The 17,698-nt window shown below is 52.4% G+C and carries 13 protein-coding genes; 8 read left to right on the top strand and 5 right to left on the bottom strand.

The window, feature by feature from the left end; all coding sequences use genetic code 11:
* Window positions 1-10: 10 nt before the first annotated feature.
* From ACTUHY_RS04720 to ACTUHY_RS04700, 5 genes are all read left to right on the top strand, one after another.
* Window positions 11-1,219: a M20 metallopeptidase family protein gene (locus tag ACTUHY_RS04720; RefSeq protein ID WP_442826773.1), complete on the top strand. Its 1,209-nt coding sequence runs from the start codon at window positions 11-13 to the stop codon at window positions 1,217-1,219.
* Entirely contained in the window at window positions 1,212-2,639 is a 1,428-nt protein-coding gene (locus tag ACTUHY_RS04715; RefSeq protein ID WP_442826772.1) for a YfcC family protein, read from the top strand. The genes ACTUHY_RS04720 and ACTUHY_RS04715 overlap by 8 nt, the downstream gene beginning before the upstream one ends.
* Before the next feature lie 254 nt (window positions 2,640-2,893).
* A complete protein-coding gene (locus ACTUHY_RS04710; protein ID WP_442826771.1) occupies window positions 2,894-4,180 on the top strand; it encodes an L-cysteine desulfidase family protein in 1,287 nt (428 codons plus the stop codon).
* Between the two features lie 29 nt (window positions 4,181-4,209).
* Window positions 4,210-5,568: a sodium/glutamate symporter gene (locus tag ACTUHY_RS04705; RefSeq protein WP_442826770.1), complete on the top strand. Its 1,359-nt coding sequence runs from the start codon at window positions 4,210-4,212 to the stop codon at window positions 5,566-5,568.
* A gap of 83 nt (window positions 5,569-5,651) precedes the next feature.
* Complete coding sequence (locus tag ACTUHY_RS04700) at window positions 5,652-6,689, top strand: NAD/NADP octopine/nopaline dehydrogenase family protein (protein WP_442826769.1); 1,038 nt, start codon at window positions 5,652-5,654, stop codon at window positions 6,687-6,689.
* A gap of 101 nt (window positions 6,690-6,790) precedes the next feature.
* Here the strand turns inward: ACTUHY_RS04700 and ACTUHY_RS04695 are convergent, their stop codons facing one another.
* Both ACTUHY_RS04695 and ACTUHY_RS04690 read right to left on the bottom strand, forming a co-directional pair.
* Window positions 6,791-7,168 (bottom strand): RpnC/YadD family protein, encoded by a 378-nt coding sequence (locus ACTUHY_RS04695; protein WP_442826768.1) that lies wholly within the window; start codon window positions 7,166-7,168, stop codon window positions 6,791-6,793.
* A gap of 303 nt (window positions 7,169-7,471) precedes the next feature.
* Window positions 7,472-10,657: a DEAD/DEAH box helicase gene (locus ACTUHY_RS04690; protein WP_442826767.1), complete on the bottom strand. Its 3,186-nt coding sequence runs from the start codon at window positions 10,655-10,657 to the stop codon at window positions 7,472-7,474.
* 294 nt (window positions 10,658-10,951) lie between these two features.
* Here ACTUHY_RS04690 and ACTUHY_RS04685 point away from each other — a divergent pair, with 294 nt between their 5' ends.
* The 3 genes from ACTUHY_RS04685 to ACTUHY_RS04675 all read left to right on the top strand — a co-directional run bounded on the left by ACTUHY_RS04685 (window position 10,952) and on the right by ACTUHY_RS04675 (window position 13,810).
* Window positions 10,952-11,407: a peroxiredoxin gene (locus ACTUHY_RS04685; RefSeq protein WP_442826766.1), complete on the top strand. Its 456-nt coding sequence runs from the start codon at window positions 10,952-10,954 to the stop codon at window positions 11,405-11,407.
* Window positions 11,404-12,159: a peroxide stress protein YaaA gene (gene yaaA / locus ACTUHY_RS04680; protein WP_442826765.1), complete on the top strand. Its 756-nt coding sequence runs from the start codon at window positions 11,404-11,406 to the stop codon at window positions 12,157-12,159. The genes ACTUHY_RS04685 and yaaA overlap by 4 nt, the downstream gene beginning before the upstream one ends.
* A 205-nt stretch (window positions 12,160-12,364) precedes the next feature.
* Window positions 12,365-13,810 carry a serine hydrolase domain-containing protein gene (locus ACTUHY_RS04675; RefSeq protein WP_442826764.1) on the top strand — a complete coding sequence of 482 codons (1,446 nt, stop codon included), beginning with the start codon at window positions 12,365-12,367 and terminating at the stop codon, window positions 13,808-13,810.
* A 236-nt stretch (window positions 13,811-14,046) separates the two neighbouring features.
* Here the strand turns inward: ACTUHY_RS04675 and ACTUHY_RS04670 are convergent, their stop codons facing one another.
* Genes ACTUHY_RS04670 through ACTUHY_RS04660 form a run of 3 tightly spaced genes read right to left on the bottom strand, consistent with a single transcriptional unit; the run spans window position 14,047 to window position 17,554 of the window.
* Window positions 14,047-15,999, bottom strand: coding sequence for a TRAP transporter permease (locus ACTUHY_RS04670; RefSeq protein ID WP_442826763.1), 1,953 nt, complete (start codon window positions 15,997-15,999; stop codon window positions 14,047-14,049).
* 4 nt (window positions 16,000-16,003) lie between these two features.
* The gene (locus ACTUHY_RS04665; RefSeq protein ID WP_442826762.1) at window positions 16,004-16,561 is read right to left on the bottom strand and encodes a DUF1850 domain-containing protein; all 558 of its coding nucleotides are present in this window, start codon (window positions 16,559-16,561) and stop codon (window positions 16,004-16,006) included.
* A gap of 18 nt (window positions 16,562-16,579) precedes the next feature.
* Entirely contained in the window at window positions 16,580-17,554 is a 975-nt protein-coding gene (locus ACTUHY_RS04660) for a TAXI family TRAP transporter solute-binding subunit (protein ID WP_278675278.1), read from the bottom strand.
* Window positions 17,555-17,698 lie beyond the last annotated feature (144 nt).

Genomic DNA, 17,698 nt, shown 5'->3' with positions numbered 1-17,698 from the left:
GGGGGATATCATGAATCAGTTCTTAAAAAAAGCTCAGGAACTTGAACCTTTATTGATTGCTTTTAGAAGAAAAATCCATACTCATCCGGAAATAGGATTTGAATTGAGTCATACGAAAAGTGCAATTGAAAAGGAACTGGATCAAGCCGGGATCCATTGGGAAGAATTTGCAGGGAGCCTGATCGCTGTGATTGAGAATGGTCCTGGCAAGACTTACATGATAAGGGCTGAGATGGATGCCTTGCCGATGGACGAAGAAAGTGGTCTTCCTTTCTCTTCGAAAATCCCTGGCAAAGCACACTGCTGTGGTCACGATCTCAATGCATCCATGCTCTTGGGAGCTTTGATACTGCTGAAACAAAGCTGTGTGCAGGGCCGTATCATTGGCCTTTTCCAGGCTGCAGAAGAAACAGGGCAGGGGGCCAAGAGACTTGTGGACGAAGGCTTCCTGGAAAAATATGGAATCGATACGGGGATGCGGATGCATGTCAACGCAAAAGCCCCTTTGGGACGTCTCGGGTATGGGAAAGGCAAGATGTTTGCTTCCAATACTTCTTTTGATGTAGTCATCCACGGAAAAGGGTCTCATGGGGCAAGACCATTCGAGGGAAAAGATCCTGTCAACATGGCTGTTCAGCTGTATAACCTCTTAAACAGTGTCACGGCACGCGAAACCAATGTGTTTGACCATAATATTTTTTCTATCGTTTCATTGCTGACAGGGGATTCCTATAATGTAATTCCTGATACGGTGACTATGAAATGCAGCCTGAGGACTTATGATGAAAAAAATCGGATCTATCTGGAAAAACGCTATCAGGAAGTGATTGCGGGTATGGCCAAGGCTTTCAATGCCCAGATTGATTACAATGTTATCAATACGATTCCTTCACTGTCTACCACCCCTGATTTCGTTGATAAAATGCTGAAAGAGGCCCAAGATATTATCCCTGAGAATCAGATTGCACCTGCGCCCGAAATCAAGTATGGCTCGGAAGATTTTGCATTTATCGCTTCCCAAATGAAACAAGTTGCTAGCATGTCCATTGGAGCCGGTATTTCTCCTGAAGAAGGGTATCGTTACGGACAGCACAATGCCAAAGTGATTTTCAATGAAAAGTGTATCGCTCTCGGAAGTGCCTTGCAGGCATGGTGGGCTTTTCAGTACTGTGGGGGAGAAATCCAGTGGAATCAGGAGGTAAAAAAACATCATGAGTGAAGATAAAAAAACGAAAGTACGCTTTCCTAATGTATATGCACTGCTCTTTTTATTATGTGTCTTTGCCATGTTGTTGACGTGGATTGTTCCGGCAGGGACCTTTAAACGAGTGGCTGTCGGAAATATCAGCAGAGTTATCGCCGGCAGTTTTCACTACATCGACGGGAATCCTCAGACACCATGGGACATGTTCCAGGCAATTTTTCAAGGCTATGTGAAAGCTGGAGCGACCATTTTTATGATTTTCTTTGTAGGAGCCGCTATCCATATGCTGGAAGAAACAAAGTCGCTATCCACTGCTTTTACAGTAATGGCTCGGAAACTGCGTGGAAAAGAAGCTCTTACGATAGCACTGATTTTCTTTGCCTTGGGCTTGGGAAATACGGCAGGTGTATTTGGCAACATTGGACTTGCGATCATCCCCATTGGCATGTACTTGACTAGAGCCTTGGGAGGCGATGATTTCCTGGGCTTCATGCTGATTTATTTTGCCATGCAGTCGGGATTTGCTGTTGGATTTGCCAATCCAAATGTGTTGGGAGTGGCCCAGACCTTTGCAGAAGTACCGATTTTTTCCGGTACAGGTGTGCGTGCAGTTTGTGCAATCACGAACATCATCTTTTTGTATTTGATTACGCTGCATTACTATAAGACCATCAAGAAAGATCCTACCAAGAGCCTGAACTATGAACCCGGTGTGGATCCCAATCAAATAGTCGGAAACGTAGAAACCGAAGATGGAGAGCATATTAATCCAGACTCCATAAAGATTTCCAGAAGACAGCTGTTGATTGTGGGGACTTTTCTGATCGGGGTTGTAATATGTGTATTCTGTACTATTAAATTCAGCTGGAAATCTTCGAAAATTGCATCTTTCTTCTTATTTCTTTCAATCCTTACAGGCATAATGTCAGGATTTGATATGAATGAAATTGCAAAGAAAATCATTAAGGGCTGCGGTCCCATGGTCAATGCATCTTTTGTGGTAGGGATTGCCAGCGCTGTGTCCCTGATCTTGAAGAATGGTAAAATCTTGGATACGATCGTCAACTGGCTCAGTATGCCTTTAGGAAGTTTAGGCGCTGTTGCAGGGGCAGGATTTATGGTTTATGTCAATGCTCTCATCAATATCCTGATTCCCTCTGGATCGGGACAAGCGGCAGTCGTCATGCCACTAATGACACCCATCGGGGACATCATCGGGATCACTCGCCAGGTTTCTGTCCAAGCTTTCCAATTCGGTGATGGCTTGACGAATCTGATTACGCCTTTAAATGGAACGCTGATGGGAGGACTTGCAATGGTCCATGTCCAATTCCCACGATATTTCAAATATGCCATTAAAGTGATAGGGACACAGGTCATTATTGCGTCCATCATTACCATGTACCTCCAGTATATTGGCTGGACTGGGTTGTAATGAAAAAGCAGATGTTCCTGTCACTGTTTCAGAAGTTGTCTGTGTCCTTCTTTTAAAAAGGAGGCACAGACAATTTTTATGTGAAAATTGTCCGGTAACGTTATAGTAAGATTCGTTAAAAAAACCCTATTAACAGGTATAAACCTGTTAATAGGGAGAAAAATATCCGTTGGAAGTCTCGCTGGAATTTAAGTAAACTGAATGTGAAATCAGAAAATAATACGATTTTAGACGCTTGAGCGGGAGGGAGTCCGATGGAACAAAAAGTCTATGACACTTATGTTGCCATCCTGAAAAATGAATTAAAGGTCGCTCTGGGCTGTACAGAACCCATTGCCATCGCTTATGTGGGAGCGAAGGTACGGGAAGTCCTGGGCAAGATGCCGGAGCATATCGATGTATACTGCAGCGGGAATATCGTGAAAAATGTCAAAGCCGTGGTGGTCCCCAATTCAGATGGACAGCGGGGCATCGACGTGGCTGCTGCTTTAGGGGTCATCGGCGGGGATGCATCTCTGGAACTGGCGGTATTGGAATCCGTCAAACCGGAAGATATCCAGCTCTGCAAGAAATTGTTACAGGAAAACTTCGTGGATACCCATCTGGTGGAAGATGTGGCCAATCTGTACGTTGCCATCAAAGCCACGGCAGGCGATGGATCTGCAGAGGTGGAAGTCAAAGAGTACCATTCGAACATCACGAAGATCGTGAAAAATGGAGAGGTGATCTTTGCCAAAGAGGAAGAAAATCAGCAACCGGATCCCGGCGAACCGGATAAGACGCTGCTGAATGTAAAGGATATCCTGGAATTTGCCGATACTGTGCAGATCGACGATGTGAAAGAACTCCTGGACCGGCAGATCCAATACAATATGGCCATAGCCCAGGAAGGGCTGGAGCATCCCTATGGAGCAGAAATTGGCCGGACGCTGATGGAAGATTTCGATCACAGCAATGTAAAGCTCCAAGCCAAGGCATTTGCAGCAGCCGGCTCTGATGCCCGGATGAGCGGCTGTCCGCTGCCTGTGGTCATCAATTCCGGGAGCGGGAACCAGGGGATCACCGCCTCCCTCCCCGTGATTGTATACGGTCGTTATTACCATTTGCCCCAGGAAAAGATCTACCGGGCTCTCTGTGTCAGCAACCTGATCTCCATCCATCAGAAACGGTTCATCGGAAGCCTGTCCGCCTATTGCGGTGCCACCAGTGCAGGCTGCGGCAGCGGCGCCGGCATCGCCTATCTCCTTGGCATGTCCTACGAAGAAATCTGTGATGTGATCACCAACAGCATCGCTACCATCGGCGGGATGGTCTGTGATGGAGCCAAATCTTCCTGTGCAGCCAAAATCGCGGCTTCTGTGGAGGCAGCTTTGGTGGCCGTCCACATGGCCAAGAAGCACAGAGCCTTTAAAGATGGGGAAGGCCTGGTCAAGGGAAACGTCGAAGAAACCATTGCCACCATCGGGGACATGGGCCGGGTCGGCATGAAAGCCACTGATGTAGAAATCCTGAACCTGATGCTGGACAAAAAGAAAGTATAGCAGCTGCAGAAAATAAAGGGGGAGTAAAAATGTTTGGAATGAAACCGATTACGGGGGCGATGATCGATTCCTTATTGTGGTCAGCCTCTTTGCTGGGGATTTTGCTGTTGTTTGCGACCTTTATCCGGGTACGCTTCCAATTCTTGAAAAAGTACTATATTTCAGCTTCACTGATTGCCGGTCTCATCGGCCTCATCCTGGGGCCGGAAGTCCTGGGAGTCATCCCTAAAGAGGTCATCAGCTCCTGGGGAGCTCTCAGCGGACGGCTGATCATCGTGGTATTGGCTCCTATGCTGATCACAGGGGGCTTCCCCCAATTAGGGAAACTGGGACGGGTCACGGCCTCTCAATCAGTCTGGTCCTGGCTGGCCACTTCCGCCCAATATGCAGTTCCCTGCCTGATGAGTGCCCTGCTCTTCACGCCGCTCATGGGGGTGAATCCTCTGTTTGCTTCTATCCTGGAAGAAGGCTGGGCCGGAGGCCATGGTACGGCTGGCGGCATGAAGATGGTGTTCGAATCCCTGCAGTATATGGACGGGTCCTCTTTGGGCATTACTTCTGCTACCGTCGGTCTGCTGTACGGGGTCATCGGTGGGACCATTGCCATCAACTATGCAGCCCGGAAAGGGTACATCCATAATGTCACCACCCATGATGAAAAAGTGGATGAACTGCTGGGCCATGAGCACAGTGAAGTCGGCTCCAACATCACCATCAGCCGGAACGTCATCGATATCTTTGCTTTCCATGCCGGACTGGTGGGCGGGGCTATCGTCATCGGCTATCTGCTGATGCGGGCCATGAAACTGTTCTTCAATTTCAATCTGTACTGGTTCATCGCCGCCATGCTGGGCGGACTGGTGGTACAGGCCCTGATCATCAAGACGAAATACAACAAATGCATCGACCGTCCTACCATGAGCCGGATCCAGGGACTGGCTCTGGAATTCCTGGTAGCCGGAGCTATCGCTTCCGTCAAGATTACCGTCATCGTGAAATATGCCCTGCCGCTGATCATCCAGCAGGGGGCCTTCATGATCATCATGCCGGCTCTGCTGTTCTTCTTCGGACCTCGTCTGTTCAAGACTAACTGGTTCGAAAATACCATCGTGGTATTCGGCACGGCCTGCGGCGTAGTGGCAACCGGTTTCCTGCTGCTACGTCTGGTGGATCCGGAATTGAAGACGGAATCCGCTGAAGCCTTTGCCGCCAGCCGGCCTTTCTGTTCTCCCTTCATTGCTGGCGGTATCCTGACCAGTATGATGCCGAACCTGATCGCCCAGTATGGCAACCTGACTGTGGGCCTTGCCTGGACCGCAGCCTTCGTGGGAATCGTCCTGATTGCCCGGGCGGCAGGACTGCTGAAGTTTACCAAACAAGCTGCTTGATGGAGCATTGAAAAACAAGTTGGACAAGAAGAGGTGTGAGCCATGGGATTCACACCTCTTTTCAGCCATGGGAGGGATGGATCATGGATTTTACGATTTTAGGTATGGGGAAGACCGGCCATGCAGCAGCCTGTTACTTGCTGCAGCAGGGCCATAAGGTCACTGTTTGGGACCGGAATCCGGATAAGATTGCAGCGCTGCAGGAAAATGGAATCTCTATTTATGGGCAGATCGTTGGAGAATTCCGTCCTGGAGCCTGCCAGGATATCGGAGAAGCCATCAGAGGGAGCCGTTATCTCCTGGTGTTCACCACGGCAATCGGACATCGGCCCATTGCGGAAGCGGTAAAGGGAAAACTGCAGCGAGGACAGCGGATCCTGATCTTCAACGGGAATTGGGGTGCCGTAGAATTTGCGGAATGTCTGGGAGGAGAACTTGCTGAAAAAAAGATCATCCTGGGAGAGACGGGGGCACAGATCTTTGCTGCTTCTCTCAAAACGACGGGGCAGAGCTATTTGAAATCCTTGAAGAAAGCCGTCGATTTCAGTACCTACCCGGCTTCCTGTGCAGAAGCAGTCAGCACCGAACTGTCTACAGTATTTCCCCAGCTGCACCCAGTGGGCAATGTGCTGGAAACCTCTTTGAATATGTCGAACCCGGTGGCCCACTGTCCTTTGGACCTGTTCAATCTGGCAGATATCGACGCCGGGGTGGAAAAATTGATGTTTGCTTCAGAATATACCTCTCCCAGGGGAGTTGCCTACACGGAACAGGTGGATCGGGAACGTCTTGCCGTACTGCAAAGGATCGGCGTCAAAGGCCAGAGCCTGCTGCAGCTGTTCAATAAATCCTGGCAGAGCGCTTATACGGATCTCTACACCGCGTTCAAGAAAATCAAAAGCTATCAGACGGCCAAATCACCCACCGATTTTGCGTCCCGCCATTTTACAGAAGATATCCCCTTCGGCATCCTGCCGATCCAGAAACTGGCCCAAAGACATGGGGTAGAAACGCCCTATATCGATGCCATGCTGAACCTGTATCAGCTGGTACTGGGAGATGGATTCGGCCGGGGAGAACCGGATCTGGCTGGGGTGGATTTGAAAAAGTATATGGAATAGGAAAAAGGGCTGTGGAATAAAGCCGACAAGGTCGGCCTGAAATCTCATAGCATGAGCTTTTTCCATAAAAAAGGGGGTGTTGCATACGCAACACCCCCAACCTAAAGAAGTCCATGCAATTTTCCCAGTTCCTGAATCTGGTCCAGGGAGTAGTGGGTGATCCGAGAGATGGTTTCCATGGGGATTTTTTCCTTCAGCATGGCAACAATATTGGATTCCCGTTCTTCCAGGCGGCCCTTCTGCTCGCCTTTCTGCATGCCTTTTTCCATGCCTTCTTCTAAAATCGATTGTCCGTATGTACACATGGTGTCCGCCTCCTTCTTCATTTCAACGGTCATGGGAATGTTGTATTCCCGTTCCAGGATTTTCCGTTTTTCTTCAGGTTCTATTTTCGGCGTCAGCAGTACGCTCAGGAGTTTCAGGATACCCTTCCGGGGGCTTTCATGGTTCCCCAATCCAAGGACTGCTACTGTTTCCATATCATACTCCATTTTATCATATTTCCCCGCACCGACCAAAGATTTTGGCTCCAGAGAAAATACCGTAATGGTATTCTGCCAGGCTGCAGTCCATGATTTCCTCAATAGAACAGGCCTGGTAGTCTTCTACGGTAGCCCGATTTGCTTATCGCGGGTCAATCTGACGTCTGACTTCTGAGAGGCCCGCAAGGGCCGGTTCTGACGTCATAAATCTGACATCTGATAGGCCCGCTAGGGCCGTGTCTGACTTCTTAAGTCTGTTATCTGATAGGTCCGAAAGGGCTGGTCTGATGTCTGCTTTTTTCACAACACTCCACTGCTATCTGTGGTCGTAATATACTTGGCCGGGATGGGGTTGTCCAGGTGGTAGAGAATGGTAATGGGCTGACTGCCGCTCCAGCTGGATAGTTGGGCGGTTCCCAGGAAGGTGTAATTCTGGGATGTTCCCTGGGCGTCTTTTTTCTGTTCCCGGACGAACAGCAGCACAATATTTCCTTTTTCCCGCTGGTGGATGTACCTTTGCCCGGTGGGAGAATCGGGGGTGGTGGCGTTCTGGCTTTGCCAGTGGAAAAGCCGGTCGTTGATGGAATAATCTTCGTACCGGGTGGATTCGGAGAATTCTTTTTCGGATTTGTTCAACGTGACCAGGAACACATCCGTATCCCGGGTGACCACCTGGCTGTTTTCTCGGTGCAGGTATTTCACCCCTTCCCGGACGCTGTTGGGTTTGGCCAGCCCCAGGGCCGCGAAGATCTGGTCCCGGGAATAATTGCAGTATACTTCCAGAGCACAGGGATAGGGTAGCCTGGGCTTTTGGGGCAGCACGGTGAACCGGTCGAACTGGAAAGCCAGTACGGCCTGGATTTCCCGGGCCAGTTCCGGGGTCTTTTTCCACAGGGTCACCGCTTCCCAGGGATCAGCAAGATCGGCGTCCTGCCAGTCTTTACCCCATAGGGTAAACTGCCACATCCGCAGATACTGCTGGGTCACAGGCTCCAGGGCAACGGGGTGGGTGTTTTTCTGGAAAGCCTGTTGTAAGAATTCCAGCCAATGGGGGGAATCCATACCCAACAACCGGGGCAAGGCCCGTTCCAATACTTTTTCTTCCGGGGTTTCCGGAAAATCCGGGATCACCTGGGCCTGAGCACACAGCCGGGCATAAGTCCGCTTGCCATTGTAAAAGACTTCAGGCTTTATATTGGCGGCTTTCAAGAACTGAGCCAGAGTGGGAACCTGGTGGCCAGTGGCTTCGTACAGCTCCCGGATACATTCTTGATAGAACGCATCTCCCCGCAGCCGGGAGCGAATATTGTCCAGCACCCGTTTCTGGGCGATTTCTTCCAGTTGGATAGAACAGCCTTTAGGCACGTGGGGGAACCCTTCCTTTACTTCCCGGGGTACGGAAACCGTCTCTCGTCCCACCAGGGCCTGGAACCGGCTGGCAAAATCATACTTCCGGTTAGCCTGAGCCACAAAGTCCAGAACGGTCAGGCAATCTTTTCCCTGGTCCAGGCGAAGTCCCCGACCCAGTTGCTGCAAAAATACCGTCATACTGTTGGTGGGCCGCAAAAACAGGATGGTGTTGATGCAGGGAATGTCTACCCCTTCATTGAACAGGTCCACCACAAACAAAAAGGTCAGGGCTCCGCTTTCCAGCTTTTGCCGGGCACTTTGCCGGTCCTCTTCGGAAGAATGGGCATCCAGGGCCAGGGAGGGGATTCCTTTGTCATTGAAATAGTCCGCCATAAAATGAGCATGGTCCTGGGAAACACAAAATCCCACCCCGTGGATGCCCTGCCAATCTGCGGTATAGCGTTCCACAGCCTGGAGAATGGCCTGGGCCCGGTTATTGGCAGTATGGGATTCCATTACGTACAGATTGGTCAGGGCTCCTGTATCGTAATGGCCGTTGGTCCATTTCACATGGGACAGATCCACCGTGTCCGCCACCCCGAAATAATGGAAAGGACACAGCAGCCGCCGTTCGATGGCCGCCGGGAGACGGATTTCCGCGGCAATATGGTCATCAAACCAGTGGAGGATATCTTTCCCATCCACCCGTTCTGGAGTCGCCGTCAGTCCCAGCAGGATTTTCGGCTGGAACCAATGGAGCAGTTTTTGGTAGGATTGGGCTGCCGAATGGTGGAATTCATCCACAATGATCATATCGTAAAAATCCGCTGCTACATGGTCCCACAAGGCAAGGCTGTTGCAGGTCTGGATGGACATGAACACATGCTCCAGGTGCTCCGGCCGGCTGCCCGCTACCGCCAGTTCGCCAAAATTGGGGTCCTTCAACACCTGCCGGAAACAGGAAAGGCTCTGCTCCAGGATTTCTTTCCGATGGGCAATAAAAAGCAGTCGGGCCCCTTCTGGACGGCTGGCGGCAAAACGCCGGTAATCAAAGGCGGAAATGGCCGTTTTCCCCGTTCCCGTAGCGGCTACAATCAGATTATGCCAGCGGCCCCGTTCCTTCCGTTCCACATCCAGGGCATCCAGGATCACCTGTTGGTAGGGGTAGGGACGGATAGTAAAAGAATAGGAAACACTGTTGCCCTTGGCTGTTCCCTGATACCGCTGCTGGCGGATGGCTTCCTGGAGCTGGGGCAGGTCCTGGGAGGTGTAGGGCTGGAAATCCGTGGAATGCCAATAGGTTTCGAAAGTGGCATTCATTTTGGCCATGATTTCCGGCATGTCCTGCTGGGTCACCTTCATGTTCCATTCCAGACCATCGGCAATGGCCGCATGGGACAGGTTGGAAGAACCTACATAGGCCGTGGAATATCCGCTGTTCCGCTGGAACAGATAGGCCTTGGCGTGGAGTCGGGTTTCCTTCACATTATAGGAAATCCGGACTTCCGTATTGGGCAGCTGGGAGAGCAGTTCAATGGCCTTGGGATCCGTAGCTCCCATATAGGTGGTGGACAGGATCCGCAAATGGCCTCCTGCTGCTGTAAAGGTCCGTAAGTAAGGGAGAATCAGGGTAAGACCGGAAAATTTAATGAAGGAAACCAGAAAATCGATTCGGTCGCTGGAGGCAATTTCCCGTCGGAGTTCCGACACCATGGATACATCCTTCTGGCTATTGGTAAAAAGAAACGAATGGGACAGGGACGTAGCTGGGCGAGGACGATGTGTTTCTTTCAGATGGTTCAGCCGGTGCTGGAGTTCCAGCAGGAGAAAATCTTCCCGGTCCACCTGGCTATTGGCAGCTAGGTCCGGGGCCTTTTCCGTGAGATAGCCAATCAGCCCATTGGTCAGGGCCAGTTCCTGTTCTAGCAGGCTATCCCCGTTCTGATCCGCCAGGTCTTTCAAGCAAAGATGGACCAGCTTTCGGATATAGTCTGAAAGATAGCCTACGGCTTCTTGGGGATCTACCTTGTCAGAAATCGTAGCCCAGATTTCCTGGCTGTCTAACGCTTGCTGCAGCTTCCGTCCCAGTCGTTGAGAAATGACTTTTTCATACAGTCCGTCTTTGTATTCGTCCATGGCCCGGCCTCCCTGTGATGATAGGGATATTATAGCATGGATGGGGGAGAGGCGGGGGAGAAGGCTTTGTAAAGAAATCAGACACGGACCAAGGGCCCTCGAGACATCAGGCGTCAGCTCTGTCCGGCCTGGCAGCAGGTCCATGCGGCTCATCGCCAACAAGCTGACGTCTGACATCTAATAGGTCCGCAGGGCCAGTCTGACGTCTTGTATCATTGCCCTTTTCCAACCCGATCTATGCTATAATATCTTCCAAACAAAGTGATCTATTTCTTTTCTTAAGGAGGGTTTGCCATGCTGGAAATTGGAATGACTGCGCCGGATTTTACGCTTCCGGATCAAAATGGGGAGATGCATTCTTTGTCCGACTATCGGGGACGGAAAGTGGTCCTGTATTTTTATCCCCGGGATAACACGACCGGCTGCACCAAACAGGCCTGTGCCTTTGGGGATCTGTATCCCCAGTTCCAGGAGAAGGGGGCTGTAGTGCTGGGGGTCAGCAAGGATCCTGTGGCCTCTCATAAAAAGTTCGAGGAGAAATACGGCCTGCCTTTTCCCCTGCTTTCTGACACGGAAAAGACCGTACTCCAGGCCTATGATGTGTGGAAAGAAAAGAAGCTGTACGGCAAGGTATCCATGGGTGTGGTGCGCAGCACGTATCTGATCGATGAACAGGGAATCATCGTCAAGGCTATGGGGAAAGTGAAACCGGCAGAAAATCCTGCCCAGATGCTGGAGGCACTGGGATGAGGGTGATCATTTCTCCGGCCAAGAAAATGCAGGTGGATCTGGAATCGGGGTGCAGCTGCACCCCGCCTTCTTTTCTTCCGGAAACCCGGAAACTGCTGACCTGGCTCCGGGGGCTTTCCTTTGAGGAGCTCCAGGCATTGTGGGCCTGCAGCCGGGCTCTGGTGGAGGAAAATTATACACGGCTCCGGCAGATGGATCTGGACCGGGGCGTTACGCCGGCTTTGCTGGCCTATGAGGGGATCCAGTACCAGTACATGGCTCCTGCGGTATTCGAAGACGGACAGATGGACTGGGTGGGAGAACGGGTCCGGATCCTTTCGGGTTTTTATGGTGTCCTGCGGCCTTTCGACGGCGTAGTGCCCTACCGGCTGGAAATGCAGGCCAAGGGGGCCCCGGAAGGGTTCCGGAACCTCTATGGATTCTGGGGAGACCGGCTATACAGGGCCTGCCGGGATGAGGACGGGGTGATCATCGATCTGGCCTCCAAAGAATACAGCCGGGCAGTGGCGCCTTATCTGCAGCCAGGGGACCGGATGATCCAGGTGGTTTTCGGAGAACGGGAAGGAGACCGGGTGGTTCAGAAAGGGGTCTATGTGAAAATGGCCCGGGGAGAAATGGTCCGGTACCTGGCCGGAAAAGGAGCCACAAAGCCAGAGGACATGAAAGGGTTCTGCTGGAGCGGTTATGCCTGGAGTCCGGAACTGTCTCAGGAAAACAAGTATGTCTTTATCCGGCAGAAAGAAGAGAATTGAAAAGAAGTCTGACTTCTTAAAGCTGAGTTCTGAAGGGGTCGGTCTGACTTTGGAGTTTGCCTCATTTGAAAAAGACTGTCATTATGTGCAAAGAAGATGTTATGGATTAAAAAAATGCAGATAGGGATTGTTAATCTATTTTGTAAAGATATATTATTTTTTTTAGAACAGTCAGATAGATTCAGTCTTGAAATGAGGTGTTTCCATGCAAGAACCATTGGAACGGGTACGGCCCTGGCAGGAAGGGGTGGATCCAGAGCATATCATCGATTTTTTGAATGCCTGTGAAAAGACGCAGCTGGAGGTCCATGGCCTTATGATCGCCGTCCATGACCGGGTCATCTTCGAGGGGTACAGCGCACCTTACAATGCCCAAACGCCCCATATCATGCATTCTTTTACCAAGACACTGACCAATACGGCGGTGGGGCTGGCTTTTGCAGACGGACTGCTGCAGCTGGATGATCCACTGCTGAAATACTTTCCGGAACAGGCCCAAGGTGCCAATGCATATCTCCAGAGATGCACCCTCCGGGACCTTCTGACCATGCGGAACGGGCAGGAGCGGTCCATCGGAGGCAATGCATGGCGGCCTCTGAAGACCAGCTGGAAAGATGCGTATTTCCAGGTGCCTTTCGACAAGGAACCGGGGAAGACTTTCCTGTATTCCAGTGGGAATTCCTACATCCTTTCTTATATCGTCCAGCAGGTGGAGGGCAGGACGGCCCAGGAACTGTTCCAGGAACGGATAGGGAGGAAGATCGGTATCAAAGACTTCCCCTGGATGAAGAGCCCGGAAGGAGTCTGTTCCGGGGGAACGGGAGCAGAACTGACGGTGGAGGATATGCTGCGGATCGGGCTGCTGTACCTCCACAAGGGCAATTGGCGGGGAGAGCAGCTGTTGCCTGCTGCATGGGTGGACTATGCCTTCGGGTTCCGGGATCCCCTGCCTTCGTTCGAGGGGAAACAGTACAATTTCCACTGGGAACGGAAGGATGGACTGGATATCTGGGCGGCTAAAGGGATGTTCGACCAGATCTGCGGGGTGATCCCCAAGTATGATATGGTCTTTGCCATGACGGCAGCCGATGAATCCTACCAGGCGGAAGAATTGTTCCAGAGAACGATCCTGGACCGGATGGATCCCCTACAGAAAAAGGCGGTTTCCCAGGAAGAAACGGCCATGGAACAGGTGCTGCGGGAAAAGGGACTGCGGCTTTCCCTGTTGGACCAGGATATTTCCGTGGAGAACCACCTGGAACTGCCGGATACCCTGGTCTTCGAACCGGAAGAGAATCCGGACGGGATCCGGCGCATCTGGCTGGAGTCCAAGGAGAAGACGTTCTCATTTGAAATGGAAGACGGACGGGGCATCCATAGGATCCTCCATGGGTGGGACCATTGGATCCAGGGGACCACCTCCATGACCGGAGCCTATCTCCACCACCAATACGAAAATGAGGACCTCCCGGTCTGGGCGGAGGCCCATTGGCAAGATGCCAGGACCCTGCTGCTGAAATGGCGGTACCCGGGGATGCCCTTCTTCGACCAGGTGAAGATTTCCTTCCAGGAAAACCAGGTGCTCATCGACCGATGGGTGAATATGAATTCCCAAGATACCAGCCGGCCTACGTTGGTTTGGAGAAAATGAAAAAAAGGGGCTGTTGCATGCGCAACAGCCCTGTCATACGTCATAGGTCATACGTCATACGCCGATAGTAGCCAGCTTTGCTGGCGTCGAATTTAAGAAAATCAATTGATTTATGGAATGAGGTTTTGAAGTTTCAAGATCAATTTGTGAAAATTGATTTCCAAAAGCGTATGACGTATGACGATTGACGTATGACGAAGGGGGGCTGCACAGAAAGTGCAACACCCCCTTCTTTTTTATTCTCCCACATTAGGCAGCGGTCCGCCGCTGTTCCTTCTCTGCCACTGGTAGGCCAGGAGCAGGATGACGATGCCGATCAAGTCGGTCATGTTGCCGGGGATGATCAGGCAGAGCCCTCCGATGAAGAACACGATCCGCTGGAAGGCGTTCAGCGGATGCTGGCAGAAGCCGATCATAGCCAGGGACAAGCCCCACATGCCGATGATGGCCGTAATCATGGCCATGAGGATGGTGGGCGCGGTGGCATTGATCATCAGCAGCTGGGGCGCCAGGACGAAGATATAGGGCACCACGAAGGCGGCGATGGCCAGTTTCGCAGCGGTGACCCCTGTCTTCATGGGGTTGGCACCGGCGATCCCGGCGCCTGCATAGGCAGCCAGGGCCACAGGAGGCGTCACGTCAGCTACGATCCCGAAATAGAAGGCGAACATATGGGCGGCCAGCACAGGGACCTTCATCTGGACCAGGGCCGGAGCGGCGATGGTGGAGGTGATGACGTAGTTGGCAGTGGTGGGTACGCCCATGCCCAGGATCAGGGAGGTGACCATGGTGAAGAACATGGCCGGGAGCATCTGCCCGCCTGCCAGATCCAGCAGGGCGGTGGCCAGCTTCAAGCCCACACCGGTCTTGGTGACCACGCCGATGATGATGCCAGCAGAGGCACAGGCAATCAGCACACCCAGTACGGACTGGGCGCCGGTGATCAGCCCATCCACGAACTGTTTGAAGGTGATGCGGGTGTTCTTCCGCAGGCAGGCACAGACGATGGTCAGGCCGATGGCGTACAGGGCAGCCCGCATGGGGGTGTACCCGGTGACCAGCAGATAGACGATGACGATCAGGGGAAGGGCCAGGTGGCCTTTTTCTTTCAGCAGAGGACCGAACTTGGGCAGTTCATCCCGAGGGGTCCCTTTCAGGCCGTATTTCTTCGCTTCATAATGGACGCTGAGCCAGATGCCAGTATAATACAGAACGGCCGGGATCACAGCTGCCTTGACCACATCGATGTAGGGGACGCCTACGAATTCCGCCATCAGGAAGGCGGCGGCGCCCATGACCGGGGGCATCAGCTGACCGCCGGTGGAGGCGGCGGCTTCTACGGCTCCGGCAAAGGAAGGACGGTAGCCCAGCTTCTTCATCATGGGGATGGTGAAGGAACCGGTACCGGCCACGTTGGCCACGGAGGAACCGGATACAGTGCCCATGAGGCCGGAAGAGAGCACGGCCACTTTAGCGGGCCCACCTACGGCCCAGCCGGCCAGGGCGTTGGCAAAGTCGATGAAGAACTTGCCCAGGCCCGTGGCATCCAGATAGGCCCCGAACAGGATGAACAGGAAGATGAAGGTGGAGGAGACCCCCATGGGGACTCCGAAGATCCCTTCGGTGGTGAAATACAGGTGGCTCACCAGTTCGTCAAAGGAAACGCCTCTGTGAGCCAGGATCCCAGGCATATAGGGACCCAGGAAGGCGTAGGCCAGGAAGACCAGGGCTACGGTGAGCATGGGCCACCCAACGGTACGGCGGGTAGCTTCGAACACCAGCAGGACGCCGATGACCCCGATCACGATATCCGTGGGGGTGTTCATCCCGGCCCGGGTGACCAGTTCCTTATAGTTGATCACCAGATACATGGTGGCTACCACTGACAGGATGGCCAGGATCGCGTCCAGGGGATTCATCTTTTTCCGGGACCAGGATTTCCGGGCCGGGTAGAGCAGGTAGATCAGCACCAGGCCGAAGCACAGGTGGATGGTCCGCTGGAGATGGGCATCCAGCACGCCGAAGATGGCGGTATACAGCTGGAAGCAGGAAAACAGGATACAGACGGCACAGATGATGTAGTGCCAGATCCCTACAGGATCCCGTTTGTCCGATTCTTTGTCGAATTTCTGCATGACCTCTTCGGCAGACATACCGGCCGCTTGGGTCTTTTTTTCTTCTTCAGTCATACAATCACATCCTTCCATGGGTAGAAATCTGTGACAGCCAGAATGCATAACGCTCCATGACTGTTACACTGACTTTGGTTCCTTGTCCGTAAAGGGTACAGAGGTCATAGGCCCGGTCCTTGCAGTACAGGGCCGGCCTGGCCTGGACTGCAGTCCGGAAGGTCACTGAGGAGTAGGGACGGTTGAGGATCATCTCGAACTTCCCTTTTTCCTTCAGGGAGACGAACTGGCCTTCTGAAGCATCATAGGGGAGGCCCACTCCGAAGGATTCATAGATGGTGTGGGTCATGGTCATAGCGTGGGGTCCCTCCACCCGGAAATATTCGTCGCAGGGGGTCTGCTGGACGGAATGTTTATAATGATAGCGCCACACGTCTCCAGGGCGCACAGGGACCGCCAGGGCCTGACCGTTTTCCGGCAGGATGGCCAGCACCAGCTGGCTGGCATACCAGAGAGAGCCAGCCAGGAGCAGGACCAGCAGCAGGAGCAGGGATTTCAATTGGTTCTTAAAAAAAGACCGAACCCCACGGGAGGGTGGCGTCCGGTCTATCCGATTGTCCATGGCAATCACGCAGGCTTTTTATTTTTCTTTGAAGAACTTTTCAGCCCCGCCATTGAGAGGGATGGACATCCCATCTTTGCCGGATGCTTTGGTGATCGCTTTGGCCACGTTGTGGGCTGCTTTCATCCGGTCCAGGTTGCCGTACAGGGCTTTCAATACGTCATAGCCCAGGTCGTTGCTGAATTTGTCGGTGACTACCAGCATGCACTTCACGGCTACGGCTTCTACATCAGCATTGAGCTTATTGTAGGTCTTTGCGGGGATCTTGATCTTGGTGTAGTACGGATACTTCTTGATCAGTTTATCCGCCATGGCGGCATCTACAGGGACCAGGACCACATCATGCTGGGTCGCCAGATCCTGGATGGCAGCGGTGGGGAACCCAGCGGTTACGAACGCTACGTCCACGTTGCCGTCTTTCAGGGCAGAAGCAGCTTCCCCGAAGGAAAGATACTGGACTTTGATGTCATCATAGGTGATCCCGGCAGCTTCCAGGATCTGACGGGCGTTGGCTTCCGTCCCGGAGCCTGCAGCCCCTACAGCCACCCGTTTGCCTTTGATGTCGGCCAGGGTCTTGACGCCGGTCTTAGCCGTGGTCACGATCTGGATGGTTTCCGGATATAAGGTAGCCAGGCCTTTCAGGTTCTTGACTTCTTTGCCCTTGAACATTTCCAGTCCCTTGACGGCATAGTAGGAAATATCGTTCTGGACGAAGGCGATGTCCACTTTGCCTTCTTTCAGCAGGTTGATGTTGGCCACGGATGCGCCGGTGGATTGAGCCGAAGCATTGGCGCCCTTCACGTTCTTGTTCAGGATGTCAGCCAGGGCACCGCCCAGGGGATAGTAAGTACCGGAAGTGCCGCCCGTTGCGATATTGATGAATTTCTTTTCACCGCCGCCGCTCTTGGTGCCCCCGCCGCCGCCGCAGCCGGCGAACAGGGAAACTGCTGTAGCCATCGCTAATACCGCAAGTACAAGTTTCTTTGCTTTCATAGCTCTCTCCTCCATTTGAATAAATTTGAACAGGACTACAAAAGGAAATCAGGCCTGCATCTACGAACCCCAGCCTTCTTTCATTTTACAATTAAAGTATATCCCCGGTGTAACATTTTGTCAAGGCAAGAATGTGAAGGTGTA

Origin of the sequence: Acidaminococcus nyctereutis, assembly GCF_052216985.1 — a bacterium.
GTDB classification, from domain to species: domain Bacteria; phylum Bacillota; class Negativicutes; order Acidaminococcales; family Acidaminococcaceae; genus Acidaminococcus; species Acidaminococcus fermentans_A.
The sequence above is the reverse complement of the archived record's forward strand: the minus strand, read 5'-3'. Positions and strand labels throughout refer to the sequence as shown.

Excerpts from the sequence above, each read along its gene's own strand:
- ACTUHY_RS04720 (WP_442826773.1), top strand. The coding sequence starts at position 11 with ATGAATCAGTTCTTAAAAAAAGCTCAGGAACTTGAACCTTTATTGATT.
- ACTUHY_RS04715 (WP_442826772.1), top strand. The coding sequence starts at position 1,212 with ATGAGTGAAGATAAAAAAACGAAAGTACGCTTTCCTAATGTATATGCA.
- ACTUHY_RS04710 (WP_442826771.1), top strand. The coding sequence starts at position 2,894 with ATGGAACAAAAAGTCTATGACACTTATGTTGCCATCCTGAAAAATGAA.
- ACTUHY_RS04705 (WP_442826770.1), top strand. The coding sequence starts at position 4,210 with ATGTTTGGAATGAAACCGATTACGGGGGCGATGATCGATTCCTTATTG.
- ACTUHY_RS04700 (WP_442826769.1), top strand. The coding sequence starts at position 5,652 with ATGGATTTTACGATTTTAGGTATGGGGAAGACCGGCCATGCAGCAGCC.
- ACTUHY_RS04695 (WP_442826768.1), bottom strand. The coding sequence starts at position 7,168 with ATGGAAACAGTAGCAGTCCTTGGATTGGGGAACCATGAAAGCCCCCGG.
- ACTUHY_RS04690 (WP_442826767.1), bottom strand. The coding sequence starts at position 10,657 with ATGGACGAATACAAAGACGGACTGTATGAAAAAGTCATTTCTCAACGA.
- ACTUHY_RS04685 (WP_442826766.1), top strand. The coding sequence starts at position 10,952 with ATGCTGGAAATTGGAATGACTGCGCCGGATTTTACGCTTCCGGATCAA.
- yaaA (WP_442826765.1), top strand. The coding sequence starts at position 11,404 with ATGAGGGTGATCATTTCTCCGGCCAAGAAAATGCAGGTGGATCTGGAA.
- ACTUHY_RS04675 (WP_442826764.1), top strand. The coding sequence starts at position 12,365 with ATGCAAGAACCATTGGAACGGGTACGGCCCTGGCAGGAAGGGGTGGAT.
- ACTUHY_RS04670 (WP_442826763.1), bottom strand. The coding sequence starts at position 15,999 with ATGACTGAAGAAGAAAAAAAGACCCAAGCGGCCGGTATGTCTGCCGAA.
- ACTUHY_RS04665 (WP_442826762.1), bottom strand. The coding sequence starts at position 16,561 with ATGGACAATCGGATAGACCGGACGCCACCCTCCCGTGGGGTTCGGTCT.
- ACTUHY_RS04660 (WP_278675278.1), bottom strand. The coding sequence starts at position 17,554 with ATGAAAGCAAAGAAACTTGTACTTGCGGTATTAGCGATGGCTACAGCA.